Here is an 18,091-nt window from a genome sequence, read left to right on the forward strand (position 1 = left end):
AAGTGTGTATAAGAGACAGACCCGGCACCACGCCGTACTAGGAGCCGGCAACAGCCGGCGGCCGAACTGGTCAGCGTTCCACCCTCGAGCACCACCCCAACAACCCGCGGCCACCCCGGAACCGGAGCGACCATCACGTGCTGAGCGCGGCTCTGCACCACCGAGCCCGGAGGCCGGCGGTGAAGATGCTCCTTAGAAAGGAGGTGATCCAGCCGCACCTTCCGGTACGGCTACCTTGTTACGACTTCGTCCCAATCGCCGATCCCGCCTTCGACGGCTCCCTCCCACCAGGGGTTGGGCCACCGGCTTCGGGCGTTACCGACTTTCGTGACGTGACGGGCGGTGTGTACAAGGCCCGGGAACGTATTCACCGCAGCGTTGCTGATCTGCGATTACTAGCGACTCCAACTTCATGGGGTCGAGTTGCAGACCCCAATCCGAACTGAGACCGGCTTTTTGGGATTCGCTCCACCTCGCGGTATCGCAGCCCTTTGTACCGGCCATTGTAGCATGTTTGCAGCCCTAGACATAAGGGGCATGATGATTTGACGTCATCCCCACCTTCCTCCGAGTTGACCCCGGCAGTCTCCCATGAGTCCCCGCCATTACGCGCTGGCAACATGGAACGAGGGTTGCGCTCGTTGCGGGACTTAACCCAACATCTCACGACACGAGCTGACGACAACCATGCACCACCTGTGCACGGCCCTTACGGACCCCCCATCTCTGGGAGATTTCCGTGCATGTCAAGCCTAGGTAAGGTTCTTCGCGTTGCATCGAATTAAGCAACATGCTCCGCCGCTTGTGCGGGCCCCCGTCAATTCCTTTGAGTTTTAGCCTTGCGGCCGTACTCCCCAGGCGGGGCGCTTAATGCGTTAGCTGCGGCACGGAGACCGTGGAATGGCCCCCACACCTAGCGCCCAACGTTTACGGCGTGGACTACCAGGGTATCTAATCCTGTTCGCTCCCCACGCTTTCGCTCCTCAGCGTCAGTTGTTGCCCAGAGACCCGCCTTCGCCACCGGTGTTCCTCCTGATATCTGCGCATTTCACCGCTACACCAGGAATTCCAGTCTCCCCTGCAACACTCAAGTCTGCCCGTATCGACTGCAGGCCCGGAGTTGAGCTCCGGGTTTTCACAGCCGACGCGACAAACCGCCTACGAGCTCTTTACGCCCAATAATTCCGGACAACGCTTGCACCCTACGTATTACCGCGGCTGCTGGCACGTAGTTGGCCGGTGCTTCTTCTGCAGGTACCGTCACCTCACGGCTTCGTCCCTGCTGAAAGAGGTTTACAACCCGAAGGCCGTCATCCCCCACGCGGCGTCGCTGCGTCAGGCTTCCGCCCATTGCGCAATATTCCCCACTGCTGCCTCCCGTAGGAGTCTGGGCCGTGTCTCAGTCCCAGTGTGGCCGGTCACCCTCTCAGGCCGGCTACCCGTCGTCGCCTTGGTAGGCCACTACCCCACCAACAAGCTGATAGGCCGCGGGCCCATCCCCAGCCGGAAACCCTTTCCACCACCAGACCATGCGGTCAGCGGTCACATCCGGTATTAGCCCCAATTTCTTGGAGTTATCCCAGAGCCGGGGGCAGGTTGCCCACGTGTTACTCACCCGTTCGCCACTGATCCCCACCCGAAGATGGTTCACCGTTCGACTTGCATGTGTTAAGCACGCCGCCAGCGTTCGTCCTGAGCCAGGATCAAACTCTCCGTAGATGAATTCGAATCCGGGCGAGAACCAAGAGCTAGCACTCTTGACATCCATCAACCCAAAGAAACCCACAAAGGGATTGTTACTTGGCACTGACTTTCGGCACGCTGTTGAGTTCTCAAGGAGCGGACGCGCAGCGACTCGACCCTCTCGGGCTTCGTCTCTGGCGGCTTGTCCCACTGTACGCCGTCTTCGGAGTCCTGCACCCCGGGGGGTGCTCTCCGCGGCCCTCCCGGGCCCGTCCGGCGCGTAGAGAACCATACACGACTCCCCGGGCCGGTGCGCAAGTCGGTCGGGAGCGTCCCCCGTCACAGGTGGCCCCGTCCCGGTTCCCGCCCTGGGCCGGCGGAGACCGGGGAGGACGGGCGGCCCCGCTGCAGGGTCCCGCCGCAAGGCTGGAGGTTCTGGAGCGGCCACCCTTCAGGGGCCCGCCGAGCGTGCGAGGCGTGGGGAGAAGGGTGGTCCTTGCTCAGAGGCCGAGGAAGCTCTCGATCCCGACGGTCAGGCCGGGGTGCCGGCCGATCTCGCGGACGGCGAGGAGGACGCCCGGCATGAAGGACGCCCGGTCGTAGGAGTCGTGCCGGAGGGTCAGGGTCTCCCCCGCGGCCCCCATGAGCACCTCCTGGTGCGCGACCAGACCCGTGAGGCGGACCGCGTGCACAGGGACCCCCTCGACGTCGGCACCCCGGGCGCCTAGGAGCGAGTCGGTGGTGGCGTCCGGCAAGGGCGGCATGCCGGCCGCCCGACGGGCCGCGGCAACCAGCCGGGCGGTCCGCACCGCCGTGCCGGAGGGCGCGTCGACCTTGTTCGGGTGGTGAAGTTCGACGATCTCCGTCGACGGGAAGAAGCGCGCCGCCTCCTGGGCGAACCGCATGAGCAGGACGGCGCCGATGCCGAAGTTGGGGGCGATGACGACACCGACGTCCGGCTTGGGCTCGAGCCACCGGGCGATGGTGGCGAGCTTCTCGTCGTCGAAGCCCGTCGTGCCGACGACGCAGTGGATGTTGTTGTCGATGCAGAACCGGATGTTGTCCATGACGACGTCCGGCCGCGTGAAGTCGACGACCACCTGGGCGCCGGCGTTGGCCACGTCGAACAGCCACTCCCCCGCGTCGACCATGGCGACGAGTTCGAGGTCCTCGGCGGCGTTGACCGCCTTGACCACCTCGGTGCCCATCCGCCCGCGGGCGCCGAGCACCCCGACGGGGACGAGGGGGGTCTCGCCGGTGGGAGCGGTGGATCCGTGCTGATCAGGGGCGGCGGAGCTCGTGGTCACCGGGTCAGGTTTCCCGCCACCGGCGCGCGATGCAAGGCAGCCCTCCGGTCAGGCGCGGGTGCGCCGTCCGGCCCAGGCCCACGCCAGGAGACCGGCGCCGACGCCGACCGCGTCGGCGACCCAGTCGGCCACCGACGCCGACCGGCCCAGCGCCGAGGCCCCCTGGACCACCTCGCTGACGGCGGCGTAGCCGACCAGGAGCACGGCGAGGACGCCGGCGCGGACGCCGGCCCACCTGCCGCTGGCTGCGAGGGCGGCGAACAGCAGCAGGTGGACCAGCTTGTCCACCCCCGGCGGCGACGAGGGGACGTCGTCCGCGGGAGCGAACAGGACGGCGAGCGACACCAGGACGACGACGGCGAACACGCCATGCGAGAGCGCACCGTGGACGGCGAGGACGGGGTGCCGGCGCTCCATCAGAGCCGGTCGAGGTCCGACTCGCGGTAGGGGCCCACCACGGCCAGGCAGGTCTCCCGGGTGAGCAGCTCGGCGGCGACCGCGCGGACCTGGTCCTCGTCGACGCCGTCCAGCCGGTCGAGCACCTCGCGGACGGACAGGTACTCCCCGTAGGAGAGCTCGCTCTTGCCCAGCCGGCTCATGCGCGAGCCGGTGTCCTCCAGGCCGAGGACCAGGCCGCCCTTGAGCTGGCCGCGTCCCCGCGCGACCTCCTCGGCGGTGAGCCCGTCGGCGGCCACGCGCGCGAGCTCCTCACGGACCAGGCGCAGCACCTCGGGCACCCGCTTGGGCGAGCACCCCGCGTAGACCGAGAACGACCCGGTGCCGGCGTAGTGCGACAGCGACGAGCCGACGCTGTACACCAGCCCGCGCTTCTCCCGGATCTCCTGGAACAGCCGTGAGCTCATGCCCCCGCCGACGGCGGTCTCCATGACCGCCGCCGCGTAGCGCCGCTCGTCGAGCCGACCGAGACCCACGGAGCCGAGCAGCAGGTGCGTCTGCTCCGTGCGCCGCCGCACCAGCCCGGTCGGCCGGGCGGGGCTGGTCGCCGTCCCCTCGTCGCCCCGCCGCAGCGGGGCCGGACGTGCCGGTCCGGACAGTCGGGACCCGAAGGCCGCGGTGACCAGGTCGAGCACCTGCTGGTGCTCCACCCGGCCCGCGGCGGTGACCACGATCGAGGGGACGGTGTAGCGCCGGCGGTACCAGCCGTCGACGTCGTCCCGGGTCAGGGCCTCGATGGACTCGACCGTGCCCAGCACCGAGCGGCCCAGGGCGGTGCCGCCGAACAGCGTCTCGGCGAAGAGGTCGTGCACCAGGTCGGAGGGCTCGTCGTCGCGCATGGCGATCTCCTCGAGCACCACCGTCCGCTCGCTCTCCAGGTCCGCCGCCGTGTTGAGCGCGTCGGTGACCAGGTCGCCGAGCAGGGTGACCGCCAGCGGCAGGTCGCTGGCGAGCACGTTCGCGTAGTAGCCGGTGTGCTCCTTGGCGGTGAAGGCGTTCATCTCACCGCCGACAGCGTCCATGGCCGTCGCGATCTGCAGCGCGGTGCGGCTGCCGGTCCCCTTGAACAGCAGGTGCTCGAGGAAGTGCGAGGAGCCGGCGACGGCGTCGGTCTCGTCCCGCGAGCCGACGCCGACCCAGATGCCGACGGTCGCCGACAGCACGCCGGGCATCGTCTCGGTGAGCACCCGCAGGCCACCGGGCAGCTCCGTGCGCTCGACCCGGCCGCCGACCTCGTCGACGTCCAGCACGGCCGTCTCCCCGACACCGGCCGGGGCCGGGACGGGTGCAGCACCCGTCCCGGCCCCGGTCAGAGCCTGCTCCGTACTCGTGTTCACGCCTCCGCGGGCGCGGCGTCGGCGGCCGGGGCGGCATCGGCCGCACCGTCACCCTCGGCCGCGCCGTCACCCTCGGCCGCGACCGGCACGAGGCTGATCTTGCCGCGGGCGTCGATGTCGGTGATCTCGACCTGCAGCTTGTCGCCGACGTTGACGACGTCCTCGACCTTGCCGATCCGCTTGCCGCCGCCCAGCTTGCTGATGTGCACCAGGCCGTCCTTGCCCGGGAGCAGGGAGACGAAGGCGCCGAACGGCGTGGTCTTGACGACCGTGCCGAGGAAGCGCTCGCCGACCTTGGGCATCTGCGGGTTGGCGATGGCGTTGATCCGGTCCACCGCCGCCTGGGCCGAGGGGCCGTCGGAGGCGCCGACGTAGATCGTGCCGTCGTCCTCGATGGTGATGTCCGCGCCGGTCTCGTCCTGGATCGCGTTGATCATCTGACCCTTGGGGCCGATGACCGCGCCGATCTTGTCGACCGGGATGCGCACCGTGGTCACCCGCGGGGCGTACGGGCTCATCTCGTCGGGGCCGTCGATGGCCTCGTTCATCACGTCGAGGATGTGCAGCCGGGCCGCACGGGCCTGGGTCAGCGCCTGGGCCAGCACGTCGGACGGGATGCCGTCGAGCTTGGTGTCGAGCTGCAGCGCGGTCACGAAGTCCCGTGTGCCGGCGACCTTGAAGTCCATGTCACCGAAGGCGTCCTCGGCACCGAGGATGTCGGTCAGCGCGACGTACTCGGTCTTGCCGTCGACCTCGTCGGAGACCAGGCCCATGGCGATGCCGGCGACCGGCGCGCGCAGCGGCACACCGGCGTTGAGCAGCGCGAGCGTCGAGGCGCAGACCGAGCCCATGGACGTCGAGCCGTTGGAGCCCAGCGCCTCGGACACCTGCCGGATCGCGTAGGGGAACTCCTCGCGGTCGGGCAGCACCGGCAGCAGCGCCCGCTCGGCGAGCGCGCCGTGGCCGATCTCGCGGCGCTTCGGGGAGCCGACGCGGCCGGTCTCACCGGTCGAGTACGGCGGGAAGTTGTAGTTGTGCATGTAGCGCTTGCGGTTGACCGGCGAGAGCGTGTCGAGCTGCTGCTCCATGCGGAGCATGTTGAGCGTCGTGACACCGAGGATCTGCGTCTCGCCGCGCTCGAACAGCGCCGAGCCGTGCACCCGCGGCAGCACCTCGACCTCGGCCGACAGCGGGCGGATGTCGGTGAGGCCACGGCCGTCAATGCGGACCTTGTCCCGCAGGATGCGCTGCCGGACGACCTTCTTGGTCAGCGCGCGGAAGGCCGCGGAGAGCTCCTTCTCACGGCCCTCGAACCGGCCGGCGAGCGCGGCGACGGTCCCGTCCTTGAGCTCGTCGGTCGCGTCGTTGCGCTCCTGCTTGCCGGGGATCGCCTGGACCTCGGCCAGCCGGGCGCCCGCGTGCGCCTCGACGGCGGCGTAGACGTCGTCCTGGTAGTCGAGGAAGCGCGGGAAGTCCGCGACCGGCTTGGCGGCCTTCTCGGCCAGCGCCGACTGCGCGTCGCACAGCGCCTTGATGAAGGGCTTGGCGGCCTCGAGGCCCTGCGCGACGACCTCCTCGGTCGGGGCGGTGGCGCCACCGGCGACCAACTCGATCGTCTTCTCGGTCGCCTCGGCCTCGACCATCATGATCGCGACGTCGCCATCCGGGAGGACGCGGCCGGCCACGACCATGTCGAAGACGGCGTCCTCGAGCTCGGCGTGGGTCGGGAAGCCCACCCACTGGCCGTTGACCAGTGCCACGCGGGCGCCGCCGACCGGGCCGGAGAAGGGCAGACCCGAGAGCTGGGTCGACGCGGAGGCGCCGTTGATGGCCAGCACGTCGTAGAGGTGGTCGGGGTCCAGCGACAGGACGGTGATGACGACCTGGACCTCGTTGCGCAGACCCTTGGCGAAGGTCGGGCGCAGCGGGCGGTCGATCAGCCGGCAGGTGAGGATCGCGTCCTCCGAGGGGCGGCCCTCCCGGCGGAAGAACGAGCCGGGGATGCGCCCGGCGGCGTACATGCGCTCCTCGACGTCCACCGTCAGCGGGAAGAAGTCGAAGTGCTCCTTGGGCTGGCGGCCGGCCGTCGTGGCCGACAGCAGCATGGTGTCGCCCATGTTGACGACGACGGACCCGGCGGCCTGCTTGGCCAGCCGGCCGGTCTCGAAGGTGATGGTGCGGCTGCCGAAGCTGCCGTTGTCGATGACCGCGGTGGCGGTGGTGACCCCGTCCTCGGGGTCGAACTCCGCGGCGGCGGTGCTGTTCTGGGTGGTGGGTGCGGACACGGTGTCCTCTTCCTACGTCGCATGCGGCGACGTCCTCTTGTGGCCTCGCGCCTGACTGCGCCGGGGTGACCGGTCTTCGATCGAAGCCCACGGGAGACGTTCCCCCTCGCGCAGAGGGGCATGCCCGGGGGCCACTACCGAGGACCGACCAGCGTCGGGCCTCCGGCGCGGGGCCTGGGTCCCGTGCGGCGGGCGCCGCACGAGAGAGGGGACCGTCCCGGCCGGGACGGTCCCCTCTGGCTCACCGGCGCAGGCCGAGCCGCTCGATGAGCGACCGGTACCGGTTGATGTCGGTCCTGGCCAGGTAGTTCAGCAGCCGGCGACGACGACCGACCAGCAGGAGCAGCCCCCGCCGGCTGTGGTGGTCGTGCTTGTGCTGCTTGAGGTGCTCGGTCAGGTCGCTGATCCGGCGGGTCAGCATCGCGACCTGCACCTCGGGCGAACCGGTGTCCTTCTCGACCGTGGCGTACTCGGTCATGATCTGCTGCTTCGTCGCGCTGTCGAGCGCCATGGATCGCCTCCGGAGGCAGGTCACGTGTGGCCCCCGGTCTCTGTCACGGAGGCAGGCTGCACACAGGTCGGGTCGACCGACCATCCGTCAGGCTACCCCACTGTCTGTCGTCCTCCGGACGACACCGCGGCCAGGAGCCGTCCCCCACCGCCGCTGAGCCGCTGCCCGTGTCCTCGGCCGAGTGCCGTCCCCGACCGGTGCGCTGCACCTCACCGGTGGCGCCTCGATCAGGACGACGACGCGGACGGGACGTCGAGGATCTTGCGGGTCTCGGCGACGTCGTGGTCCATCTGGGCGACCAGCTCGTCGACGCCGGAGAACGCGGTCATCGGGCGCAGCCGTTGCACGAACTCCACGCCGACGTGCTCGCCGTAGAGGTCGCCGTCGAAGTCGAGCAGGTGGGCCTCGACGGTGCGCCGGGTGCCCTGGAACGTGGGGTTCGTGCCCACCGAGATCGCCGCCGGCGAGGTGCTCCGGCTGGCCCCGGTGCGCGGGTCGAGGATGACCAGCCCGCCGGCGTAGACGCCGTCGGCCGGGATGGCGGTGAACGGCGGGGACTCCACGTTCGCCGTGGGGTAGCCCAGCTCGCGGCCGCGCCGGTCCCCGCGGACGACGACGCCCTCGATGCGGTGCGGCCGGCCCAGTGCCCGCGCGGCCGACACCATGTCCCCGGCGGCGACGCAGGCGCGGATGTAGGTCGAGGAGATGGTGATCTCGCCGTCGGCCGAGGAGTCACCGGCCAGCGGCACCGGCTCCACGCTGAAGCCGAACCGCCGTCCCTCCGCCGCCAGCGTCGTGACGTTGCCGGCCGCCCGGTAGCCGTAGGTGAAGTTCTCCCCCACCACCACCGAGGCGGCGTGCAGGTGCTCCACCAGCACGGTGTGGGTGAACGTCTCGGGCGAGAGCCGCATGAACTCCGAGGTGAACGGCAGGACGCACATCTCGTCCACGCCCAGCCCGGCGACCAGCTCGGCCTTGCGGTCCAGCGAGGTGAGGATCGCCGGGTGCGATCCCGGCCGCACCACCTCGGAGGGGTGCGGGTCGAAGGTGAGCAGCAGGCAGGGCCGGCCCAGCGCGCGGGCCCGCGCCACGGCCGTGCCGATCAGCTGCTGGTGGCCGCGGTGGACGCCGTCGTACATGCCGACGGTGACCACCGTGCGTCCCAGGTCCCCGGGGGTCGCCTCCAGCCCCCGCCACCGGCGCACGTCGATGCGTCCGCGCCGCTCAGGCGACCCGGTGCAGCCAGCCGTGGGTGTCGGGCATCCGGCCGTGCTGGATGTCGAGCAGGTGCTCGCGCAGCCGCATGGTGACCGGCCCCGGCTCCCCGTCGCCGACGGTGAAGTCGCCGGTGCGCGCCTTGACCTCGCCGACCGGGGTGATGACCGCGGCGGTGCCGCAGGCGAAGGTCTCGGTGACCGTGCCGTCGGCGACGCCGGAGCGCCACTCCTCCACGCTGAACTTCCGCTCGGTGACCCGGTGGCCCATCTCGCGGGCGACGGTGATCAGCGAGTCCCGGGTGATGCCGGGCAGCAGGGTGCCGGTGAGCTCGGGGGTGACCAGCTCGACGTCGTCCCCGGAGCCGAGGACGAAGAACAGGTTCATCCCGCCCATCTCCTCGACGTAGCGCTTCTCCACCGCGTCGAGCCAGACGACCTGGTCGCAGCCGGCGTCGATGGCCTGCTCCTGGGCGAGCAGGCTGGCCGCGTAGTTGCCGGCGCACTTGACGTCGCCGGTGCCGCCGGGCGCGGCCCGGATGTAGTCCTCCGACAGGTACACCGAGACCGGGTGGACGCCGCGGGGGAAGTAGGCGCCGGCGGGGCTGGCGATCACCAGGAACAGGTACTCGTGCGCCGGGCGGACGCCGAGGAACGGCTCGGTCGCCAACTGGTAGGGGCGCAGGTAAAGGGTCTGGTCGGGACCGGTGGGCACCCAGTCGCGGTCGGCCTCGACGAGGGTGTCGACGGCGGCGAGGAAGGCCTCCTCGGGGACCGGCGGCATGGCCAGCCGCTTGGCGCCACGCACGAAGCGGGCGGCGTTGGCCTCGGGGCGGAAGGTGGCGACGCTGCCGTCGGGCTGGGCGTAGGCCTTGAGGCCCTCGAAGATCGACTGCGCGTAGTGCAGCGCGGCGGTGGCCGGGTCCACCTGCAGGGGCGCGTAGGAGGTCAGCCGGGCGTCGTACCAGCCCTCGCCGGCGCGGTAGCGCGCGACGAACATGGAGTCGGTGAAGTAGCGGCCGAAGCCCGGGTCGGCGAGCAGGGCGTCGCGCTCCGCGGTGGGACGGCGCCGCACGTCCTCCACGACCACCGGCACGCCCTCGGTGAACACCCGGGAAGAGGTACGGCTGTCGGCGAGCGTGTCGGTCATGGCTCCCACCTGCGGCGTGCGCGGATCCGAGGGGCGGCCCGGCGGCTGCCGGACCGCCCGCTCACCCTAGCTCCGCCGCCGACCACTCCGGCGACGGCCGCTGCGGGCGGTCACGGCCGGTCGGGCGCCGCGCTCTCGATCACCTCGTAGGACCACAGGTGGGAGGAGTGGCTGGCCGCCGGTGCGAGCTCGGAGCCGCCGCCCTCGTGGGCGCGGGCGAAGTCCTGCCCGGACTCCCACGCCCGGTAGGCCTCCTCGCTCTCCCAGCGGGTGTAGACGAGGTACTGGTCGGTGCCCTCCAGCGGGCGCAGCAGCTCGAACCACTCGAAGCCCGGGGTGCTCTCGACGGCACCGGCTCGGCCCTTGAAGCGCTCCTCGAAGCGCTCCTGCTTGTCCTTGGGCACGGTGATCGCGTTGATCTTGACGACGCTCATGGACGCCCCCTTCCCGGTGGCGCGGCCGGTCAACCCCGCGATCCTGCGGGGTGGCCGGCCCCGGGTGACGATGGCGCGATGACCGCTGCCGCACCGGCGCCGCGGCCCGGCGTCCTCCTCGACGTCGACGGCACGCTGCTCGACACCAACTACCTCCAGGTCCTCGCCTGGTGGCGGGCCTTCCGCGACACGGGCCACCCCGAGGTCTTGATGGCCGACTGCCACCGCGCGATCGGCATCGCCAGCGAGGAGCTGGTGACCCACCTGCTGGGTGACGACGTCCGCGACACCGAGGACGTCGTCGAGGCGAAGGGCAAGCGCTACGAGCCGCTGCGCGAGCTGGTGGTCGCCTTCCCCGGGGTGGACGAGCTGCTCCAGGCGTGCCGGGACCGGGGCCTGGCCGTGGTGCTGGCCACCAGGGGCGAGGAGGCCGACCTGGAGTGGATGGTGCCGGCCATCGGCGGCGAGGACGTCGTCGACGGCGCCACCACGTCGGCCGACGTCGAGTCGGCCAAGCCCGCGCCCGACCTGCTGCAGACCGCCGCCGCCGACCACGGCCTGGACACCGGGCGCACCGTCGCGGTCGGCGACACGATCTGGGACGTGCGGGCGGCGCGGGACGCGGGGTTCCCCTGCATCGCGTTGACCTGTGGCGGCATCTCCCGGGCCGAGCTGGTGGACGCCGGTGCCGACGAGGTCTACGACGACCCGGCCGACCTGCTGGCCCACCTCGACGACTCGCTCATCGGCCGGGTCGCCCGCGGCTGAGACCAGGGTCCAGGCGGCCAGGCGGCCAGGCGGTCAGGCGGGCGGGAAGCCCACCGCGACCCGGGCGGTGGCGCCGACGTCCTCGACCAGCGCGACCAGCCGGTCCGCGCCGTCCACCGCGGCGTGCAGGCCGGGGGCGCCGGTCGCGGGGATGCGCTGCCCGTACCCGAGGGCGCGGGCCTCGTCGTCGGTCAGCGTGCGCACCGGGAAGACGGCACGCGCGGCGTCGGTGAGACCGAGGACGCCCGGGCCCCCGCCGGCGGCCAGGGCCTGCCCGGCCTCTTCGACCGACGCGGCGCCGACCACGGAGAACGGGCCGGAGGCGGTGCGGCGCAGGGCGGTCAGGTGCCCGCCGACGCCGAGCGCTGCGCCGGCGTCGCGGGCGATGGCACGGACGTAGGTGCCGGCGGTGCAGGAGACGGTGACGTCGACGTCCACCAGGTCCGGCGTGGGCCGGGCGATCCGGTGCACGTCGAGCCGGTGGACGGTCACCGCCCGCGGCTCCAGCATCACCTCCTCGCCGGCGCGCACCCGGTCGTAGGAGCGCCGGCCGGCGACCTTGACCGCGCTCACCGAGGAGGGCACCTGCAGCAGCGAGCCGGTCTGCGCGGCCAGGGCTGCGGCGACGGCGTCGTCGTCCAGGTGCCCGGCCGGGGTGCTGGCGACGACCTCGCCCTCGCGGTCGTCGGTGACCGTGGCCTGACCGAGGCGGATGGTCGCCCCGTAGGTCTTGTCGTGCCCGCCAACGTACCCGAGCAGTCGGGTGGCCGTCCCGACGCCCAGCACCAGCAGGCCGGTGGCCATCGGGTCGAGGGTCCCGGCGTGGCCGACCTTGCGGACCGACAGCACCCGCCGGGCGCGGGCGACGACGTCGTGGGAGGTCATGCCGCCGGACTTGTCGACCAGCAGGAGGCCCGGGGGGACGTCGGCGTCGGGACGGCGTCTGCTCACGCCGTCACCGTCTCAGGTGCGGTCAGCCAGCGGTCCCCCGCCACCCGGACCAGCACCGCGACCAGCCGGAGGGCGATGAACAGCGTGAGGCCGGTCCACACGCCGGCCAGCCCCCACCCGAGCGGGATGGCGAGCAGCGACAGCGGGACGAAGCCGACCAGGGCCGCACCGATGGTCACCGTGCGCAGGTAGCCGACGTCACCGGCACCCATCAGCACGCCGTCCAGGGCGAACACGACACCGGCCAACGGCTGCATCGCGGCGAGGAACCACCAGGCCACCGTCGCCTGCGCCACGACCGCGGGGTCGTCGGTGAACAGGGGCAGCACCACCGGCCGCAGCGCCAGCAGCACGGCCGCGACCACCACGCCGGTGCCCAGGCCCCAGAGGGCGACCCGGCGGGCGGTGCCGCGGGCGGCGTCCGGCCGGGCCGCGCCGAGGGCCTGGCCGACCAGGGTCTGCGCCGCGATGGCGTAGGCGTCGAGCACCAGGGCGAGGAAGAAGAACAGCTGGATGGCGATCTGGTGCGCGCCGAGCTCCGCGGTGCCGGCGCGAGCCACCACGCCGGTCGCCATGAGGAAGGACACCTGCAGCACGGCCGCCCGGAGGAGCAGGTCCCGGCCGATGACCAGCTGCGCCCGGAGCGCGGCGAGGCGGGGCCGCCACGAGACGTCCTCGCGCAGGACGGCGCGGACGAACAGCACGGCGGTGAGCGCCTGCCCGGCCACGTTGGCCACCGCGGAGCCGACCAGGCCGAGGCCGGCCGGGTGCACCAGCAGCGGGCAGAGCACCAGGCTGGCCAGGCTGCCGGCCAGCACGTAGCGCATGGGGCGGCGCAGCTCCTGCACCCCGCGCAGCCAGCCGTTGCCGGCCAGGGAGACCAGCAGCAGCGGCGCACCCAGAGAGGCCACGCGCAGCCAGCTCTCCCCCGCCGCGGCGACCGGCCCCTCGCCGCCGGCGAGCAGCCGGGCGAGCGGGCCGGCGAGCGTCTGGAACAGCACGAGCACCACGAGGCCGAGCGCGAGGGCCAGCCAGGTGGCCTGCACGCCCTCGGCGACCGCGCCCGCCCGGTCGCCGGCACCGGCGCGGCGGGCGGCCCGGGCGGTGGTGCCGTAGGCGAGGAAGTTCAGCAGCGCGGCGGCCCACGCCAGCAGCCCGCCGCCGACGGCGAGCCCGCCCAGCGCGACCGTGCCCAGGTTCCCGACGACCGCGGTGTCGACCAGCAGGTACAGCGGCTCGGCAGCCAGCACGACCAGCGCCGGGACCGCCAGCGCCAGAACCGAAGGGGAACGAGGGGTGAGCCCCGCCGGACCGCGGGCACCGCGGCGCGGGGGGCGGAGCCCTCCCGACGCGGTGCCCGGGTCGGGCTCAGCGCCCGTCGGGGACGGCACCTGGACGCGGTGGGAGGCCGGAGGCCGACAGTGTGCACAGCTCCTGGCGGATGCGGGCCATCGTCGTCACGCGGTCGTCGTGCGAGGTGCAGCCGGCCGCGGCGCGGTGGCCGCCACCGCCGAGCGCCATGGCGACCCGGGCGACGTCCGTGGCGCCGCGCGAGCGCAGCGACACCGACCAGGAGCCGTCGTCCTGGCCCTTGAGCACGCATGCGACGTCGGCCTCCTGGGTGGAGCGGACGACGTCCACCAGCGCCTCGAGCTGCTCGCCGGGCAGGCCGTGCTCGGCGGCCTCGGCGGTGCTCGACCAGGTCCACACCAGGCCGGCGCCGACCTCGGGCTCCAGCACGGCACGGCCGGCGACGACCGAGAGCAGCCCCAGCCAGCCGAACGGGGCGGTGTCGAACAGCCGCTGGCTGATGGCGGCGTGGTCGATGCCGGCCGCAAGCAGCCGTGCGGCGAGGTCGTGGGTGTCCGGGCGGGTGTTGCCGAAGCGGAAGGAGCCGGTGTCGGCGGTCAGCCCGGCGTAGAGGCAGGTGGCCAGCCGCTCGTCGAGGGTGACGCCGAGCCCGTCGAGCAGGTCGGTGACGAGGACGACGGTCGCCGGCGCGGCCGGGTCGACGACGCGGACGTCACCGAACCCCGGGTTGCTCGCGTGGTGGTCGACGACCACGGAGGTGGCCGCGCCGTCCAGCAGCCCGGCCAGCTCACCGAGCCGGCCCGGCGAGGCGGCGTCGAGGCTGACGAACACGTCGGGGGACGCCGGCACCGCCGAGGAGGGCACCAGTCCCTCGGTCCCGGGCAGCCAGGCCAGCGACGCCGGGAGGGTGAACGGGTCGGGGAACGTGGCGAGCACCCGCGCGCCGCGGCGCCGCAGACCCTCGGCGAGGGCCAGCGTGCTGCCCAGCGCGTCGGCGTCGGGCTGCACGTGCCCGGAGAGGACGACGGTGGCCCGGGCCGCGGCCGCCTCGGCGAGGACGGCCGCGGCCCGGTCGGTCAGGTCCGTACCGCGCGGGAGGGAGGTGGTCACGACTCCGGGCCGGGGTCGGCGACCGGGGACGCGTTCTCCTCCTCGGTCACCAGCCCGCCGCCCACCGGGTACCCCTCGCCGTCGTCCGGCTCGTCGGAGGCGATGCTCGGTGCCTCGCCGATCTGGCCGCGCTTGCCGCCACGGGTGGGGTCGCCGGCGTCGGGCTCGGGGCGGCCGCCCAGCTCCGAGCGGCCCTGCCCCTCGTCGGGCAGGTTGGGGTCGGGGTCGTTCTCGCTCATGAGACGCTCCTGCGCTGGATGGGCTCGTCGACGACGTCATCGGCGGTCTCGCCGTCCGACCGGTCCTCGCCGGTGTCGTGGTCGTCGTCCTCGGGGGGACGGCGGTAGGGGTCGGCGTCGCCGGCGTACGTGGCGCCGGCGCGGATGCGCGCCAGCTCCGCATCGGCGTGCCGCACCCGCTCGAGCGCCTCGTCGAGCTCGCGCGCGGTGTCGGGCACGTGGTCGGCGACGAAGGAGAGCGTCGGGACGAACTTGATCCCGGTCTGCTTTCCCACGGTGGAGCGCAGCACGCCGGTCGCCGAGGAGAGCGCCTTGGCGGAGTCCTCGACCTGGGTGGCGTCGCCGTAGACGGTGTAGAAGACCGTCGCCTCGCGCAGGTCGCTGGTCACCCGGGCGTCGGTGACGGTCACCATGCCCAGCCGCGGGTCCTTGATCTGCATCTCGATCGCGGCGGAGACGATCTGGCGGATGCGCACCGCGAGCTTGCGGGCGCGGGCCGGGTCGGCCATCGGACCTCCTGGTGCCGTGCGTCCCTGAGTGAGGACGCGAAGTACGGATGCGGCCGCCGGACTCGACCGCGGGCGGCCCCCTGCAGGGCCCCGTCGCGAGCCTGCGAGCGGTGGGCGGCCCCCTGCCGGGTACCGCCCCGAGCCTGCGAGGGGTGGGGAGAAGGGGGTCCTTTCTCAATCGGTGTCGCTGAACAGCTGCCGGTGCGTCGAGAGCAGCGTCACCTCCGGCCGCTCGGCCAGCAACCGCTCGCAGGCGTCGAGGACGTCGGTCACCTGACCGGGGTCCCCGGCCACCGTGGCCACCCCGACCTGCACGCGGCGGTGCAGGTCCTGGTCACCGACCTCGGCGGCGGCCACGGCGTACCGGCGACGCAGCTCGGCCACGATCGGCCGGACGACGGCGCGCTTGCCCTTGAGCGAGTGCACGTCGCCCAGCAGGAGGTCGGCGGTCAGCGACCCGGTGAACACTCGGCTCCGTCCCGGCCCCCGCCCCGAGCCTGCGAGGGCGGGGAGGACGGGGGCCTTCGTCTGCGCGCCCCGCGCGGCCGCGGCCGGGGGTCACCCGGCCGCGGCCCACGGGCGGCCCCGCTGCCCCCCACCGCGAGCCTGCGAGCGGTGGGGGGCAGCGGGGTCCTCTCTCACGCGCGCGGCTTCTCGCGCATCTCGAAGGTCTCGATGACGTCCTCGACCTTGATGTCGTTGAACGACCCGAGACCGATACCGCACTCGTAGCCCTCGCGGACCTCGGTCACGTCGTCCTTGAAGCGACGCAGTGACTCGACGGTGAGGTTGTCGGCGACGACGACGCCGTCGCGGACCAGCCGGGCCTTGGAGTTCCGGGTGATCGTCCCGCTGCGGACGATGGAGCCCGCGACGTTGCCGATACGCGGCACGCGGAAGACCTCGCGGACCTCCGCCGAGCCGAGCGCGACCTCCTCGTACTCCGGCTTGAGCATGCCCTTGAGGGCCGCCTCGATCTCCTCGATCGCCTGGTAGATGACCGAGTAGTACCGGACGTCCACGCCCTCCCGGTTGGCGAGCTCGGTGGCCTGACCCTCGGCCCGGACGTTGAAGCCCAGGACGATGACGTCGTCGGCCAGCGCCAGGTCGATGTCGCTCTTGGTGATGCCACCGACGCCGCGGTGGATGACCCGCAGCGAGATGTCGTCGCTCACCTCGATCTTCATCAGCGCCTCTTCGAGCGCCTCGACGGTGCCCGAGTTGTCGCCCTTGATGATCAGGTTGAGCTGACGGTTCTCCTTGAGCGCCGCGTCGAGGTCCTCGAGGCTGATCCGCTTGCGCATGGAGGCGTTCTGCGCGTTGCGGATGCGGGCCTGGCGGCGGTCGGCGATCTGTCGGGCGACGCGGTCCTCCTCGACGACGAGGAAGGTGTCACCCGCGCGCGGCACCGACGTGAGGCCGACGACCTGCACCGGGCGGGCCGGCAGGGCCTCCTTGAGCTTGTTGCCGTGCTCGTCGAGCAGCGACCGGACGCGCCCGTAGGCGTCGCCGGCCACGATCGAGTCGCCCTGGCGCAGCGTGCCGCGCTGGACGAGGACCGTGGCGACGGGGCCGCGACCCTTGTCCAGCTTGCCCTCGATGACGACACCCTGCGGGTCCTGCTCGGTGTTGGCGCGCAGGTCCAGCGAGGCGTCGGCGGTGAGCAGGATCGCGGTCAGGAGCTCGTCGAGGCCCTGGCGCGTGGTCGCGGAGACGTCGACGAACATCGTGTCGCCGCCGTACTCCTCGGCCACCAGCCCGTACTCGGTGAGCTGCTGACGGATCTTGGCGGGGTTGGCCCCCTCCTTGTCGATCTTGTTGACCGCGACCACGATCGGCACGTCGGCCGCCTGGGCGTGGTTGAGCGCCTCGACCGTCTGCGGCATGACGCCGTCGTCGGCCGCGACGACCAGCACGACGATGTCGGTGACCTTCGCGCCTCGGGCACGCATCGCGGTGAACGACTCGTGACCCGGGGTGTCGATGAAGGTGATCGGCCGCTCGTTGTGCTCCAGCTCGGTGACGATCTGGTAGGCGCCGATGTGCTGGGTGATGCCGCCGGCCTCGCGCGACACGACGTTCGTGTGCCGCAGCGCGTCCAGCAGCTTCGTCTTCCCGTGGTCGACGTGACCCATGACGGTCACCACCGGCGGACGGGCCTCCCAGTCCTCCTCGTCACCCTCGTCACCGAAGGTGAGGTCGAAGGTCTCGAGCAGCTCGCGGTCCTCGTCCTCGGGGCTGACCACCTGGATGTCCCAGTCGATCTCGGCACCGAGCAGCTGCAGCGTCTCGTCGTTGACCGACTGCGTCGCGGTGACCATCTCGCCCAGGTGGAACAGGGCGGTGACCAGCGCGGCCGGCTGGGCGCCGATCTTCTCGGCGAGGTCGGTCAGCGAGGCGCCGCGCGGCAGCCGGACGGTCTGCCCGTTGCCCCGCGGCAGGCTGACGCCGCCCATGCTGGGCGCCGCCATGGAGTCGAACTCCTGACGCCGCTGCTTCTTGCTCTTGCGCCCGCGGACCGGGCCACGCCCGCCGGGACGACCGAAGGCACCCGCGGTGCCCGCACCGGAGCCACCACGGCCGCGGCCACGACCACCGCCGCCGCCGCTGCGGAAGCCACCACCGGCGGGGGCACCGCCGCCACCGGGGCCACCGCCACCGGGGCGGAAGCCGCCGCCACCGCCACCGGGGCCACCCCCGGGACGGCCACGACCCGCGCCTCCGGGCCCACCCCCCGGCCGGCCGGTGCCGGGCCCGTCTCTTATCACAAACCTACCCTGCCGACCACTCTTCCCGTGTAACTCTCCGGTTTCCCCTGCTTATAAA

General features: G+C 72.3%; 16 protein-coding genes and 1 rRNA gene. 1 reads left to right on the forward strand and 16 read right to left on the reverse strand.

The window, feature by feature from the left end; translation table 11 throughout:
• Window positions 1–196: 196 nt before the first annotated feature.
• The 9 genes from CNO22_RS18015 to CNO22_RS18055 all read right to left on the reverse strand — a co-directional run bounded on the left by CNO22_RS18015 (window position 197) and on the right by CNO22_RS18055 (window position 10,377).
• Window positions 197–1,719: ribosomal RNA gene (locus tag CNO22_RS18015) — 16S ribosomal RNA — on the reverse strand.
• A 464-nt stretch (window positions 1,720–2,183) separates the two neighbouring features.
• Window positions 2,184–2,990, reverse strand: a complete 807-nt coding sequence (gene dapB, locus CNO22_RS18020; protein WP_198588420.1) for a 4-hydroxy-tetrahydrodipicolinate reductase — start codon at window positions 2,988–2,990, stop codon at window positions 2,184–2,186.
• A 48-nt stretch (window positions 2,991–3,038) separates the two neighbouring features.
• Complete coding sequence (locus CNO22_RS18025; RefSeq protein ID WP_100500672.1) at window positions 3,039–3,407, reverse strand: VanZ family protein; 369 nt, start codon at window positions 3,405–3,407, stop codon at window positions 3,039–3,041.
• A complete protein-coding gene (locus tag CNO22_RS18030) occupies window positions 3,407–4,696 on the reverse strand; it encodes a M16 family metallopeptidase (protein WP_232807141.1) in 1,290 nt (429 codons plus the stop codon). The genes CNO22_RS18025 and CNO22_RS18030 overlap by 1 nt, the downstream gene beginning before the upstream one ends.
• Window positions 4,697–4,779: 83 nt before the next feature.
• Window positions 4,780–7,068 (reverse strand): polyribonucleotide nucleotidyltransferase, encoded by a 2,289-nt coding sequence (locus CNO22_RS18035; protein ID WP_100500674.1) that lies wholly within the window; start codon window positions 7,066–7,068, stop codon window positions 4,780–4,782.
• A 241-nt stretch (window positions 7,069–7,309) separates the two neighbouring features.
• The gene (gene rpsO / locus CNO22_RS18040; RefSeq protein ID WP_100500675.1) at window positions 7,310–7,579 is read right to left on the reverse strand and encodes a 30S ribosomal protein S15; all 270 of its coding nucleotides are present in this window, start codon (window positions 7,577–7,579) and stop codon (window positions 7,310–7,312) included.
• Between the two features lie 227 nt (window positions 7,580–7,806).
• Entirely contained in the window at window positions 7,807–8,784 is a 978-nt protein-coding gene (locus CNO22_RS18045) for a bifunctional riboflavin kinase/FAD synthetase (RefSeq protein WP_100500676.1), read from the reverse strand.
• A gap of 19 nt (window positions 8,785–8,803) precedes the next feature.
• Complete coding sequence (locus CNO22_RS18050) at window positions 8,804–9,943, reverse strand: branched-chain amino acid aminotransferase (RefSeq protein WP_198588421.1); 1,140 nt, start codon at window positions 9,941–9,943, stop codon at window positions 8,804–8,806.
• Window positions 9,944–10,053: 110 nt separating this feature from the next.
• Window positions 10,054–10,377 carry an antibiotic biosynthesis monooxygenase family protein gene (locus tag CNO22_RS18055; protein WP_100500685.1) on the reverse strand — a complete coding sequence of 108 codons (324 nt, stop codon included), beginning with the start codon at window positions 10,375–10,377 and terminating at the stop codon, window positions 10,054–10,056.
• Window positions 10,378–10,455: 78 nt separating this feature from the next.
• Here CNO22_RS18055 and CNO22_RS18060 point away from each other — a divergent pair, with 78 nt between their 5' ends.
• Entirely contained in the window at window positions 10,456–11,145 is a 690-nt protein-coding gene (locus CNO22_RS18060) for an HAD family hydrolase (RefSeq protein ID WP_100500677.1), read from the forward strand.
• A 33-nt stretch (window positions 11,146–11,178) separates the two neighbouring features.
• Here CNO22_RS18060 and truB read toward each other — a convergent pair whose 3' ends face one another.
• The 7 genes from truB to infB all read right to left on the reverse strand — a co-directional run bounded on the left by truB (window position 11,179) and on the right by infB (window position 17,736).
• On the reverse strand, window positions 11,179–12,096 hold the full coding sequence (truB, locus tag CNO22_RS18065) for a tRNA pseudouridine(55) synthase TruB (protein ID WP_100500678.1): 918 nt from the start codon (window positions 12,094–12,096) through the stop codon (window positions 11,179–11,181).
• Complete coding sequence (locus CNO22_RS18070; RefSeq protein WP_232807142.1) at window positions 12,093–13,346, reverse strand: MATE family efflux transporter; 1,254 nt, start codon at window positions 13,344–13,346, stop codon at window positions 12,093–12,095. The genes truB and CNO22_RS18070 overlap by 4 nt, the downstream gene beginning before the upstream one ends.
• A gap of 118 nt (window positions 13,347–13,464) precedes the next feature.
• A complete protein-coding gene (locus tag CNO22_RS18075; protein ID WP_100500679.1) occupies window positions 13,465–14,517 on the reverse strand; it encodes a DHH family phosphoesterase in 1,053 nt (350 codons plus the stop codon).
• Window positions 14,514–14,756, reverse strand: a complete 243-nt coding sequence (locus CNO22_RS18080) for a hypothetical protein (protein WP_100500680.1) — start codon at window positions 14,754–14,756, stop codon at window positions 14,514–14,516. The genes CNO22_RS18075 and CNO22_RS18080 overlap by 4 nt, the downstream gene beginning before the upstream one ends.
• Window positions 14,753–15,265, reverse strand: coding sequence for a 30S ribosome-binding factor RbfA (gene rbfA / locus CNO22_RS18085; protein WP_100500681.1), 513 nt, complete (start codon window positions 15,263–15,265; stop codon window positions 14,753–14,755). The genes CNO22_RS18080 and rbfA overlap by 4 nt, the downstream gene beginning before the upstream one ends.
• A gap of 174 nt (window positions 15,266–15,439) precedes the next feature.
• Window positions 15,440–15,733, reverse strand: coding sequence for a DUF503 domain-containing protein (locus CNO22_RS18090; RefSeq protein WP_100500682.1), 294 nt, complete (start codon window positions 15,731–15,733; stop codon window positions 15,440–15,442).
• Window positions 15,734–15,903: 170 nt separating this feature from the next.
• Entirely contained in the window at window positions 15,904–17,736 is a 1,833-nt protein-coding gene (gene infB, locus CNO22_RS18095) for a translation initiation factor IF-2 (protein WP_232807143.1), read from the reverse strand.
• Between the last annotated feature and the right edge of the window lie 355 nt (window positions 17,737–18,091).

Origin of the sequence: Geodermatophilus chilensis (genome assembly GCF_002802985.1) — a bacterium.
GTDB lineage: Bacteria > Actinomycetota > Actinomycetes > Mycobacteriales > Geodermatophilaceae > Geodermatophilus > Geodermatophilus chilensis.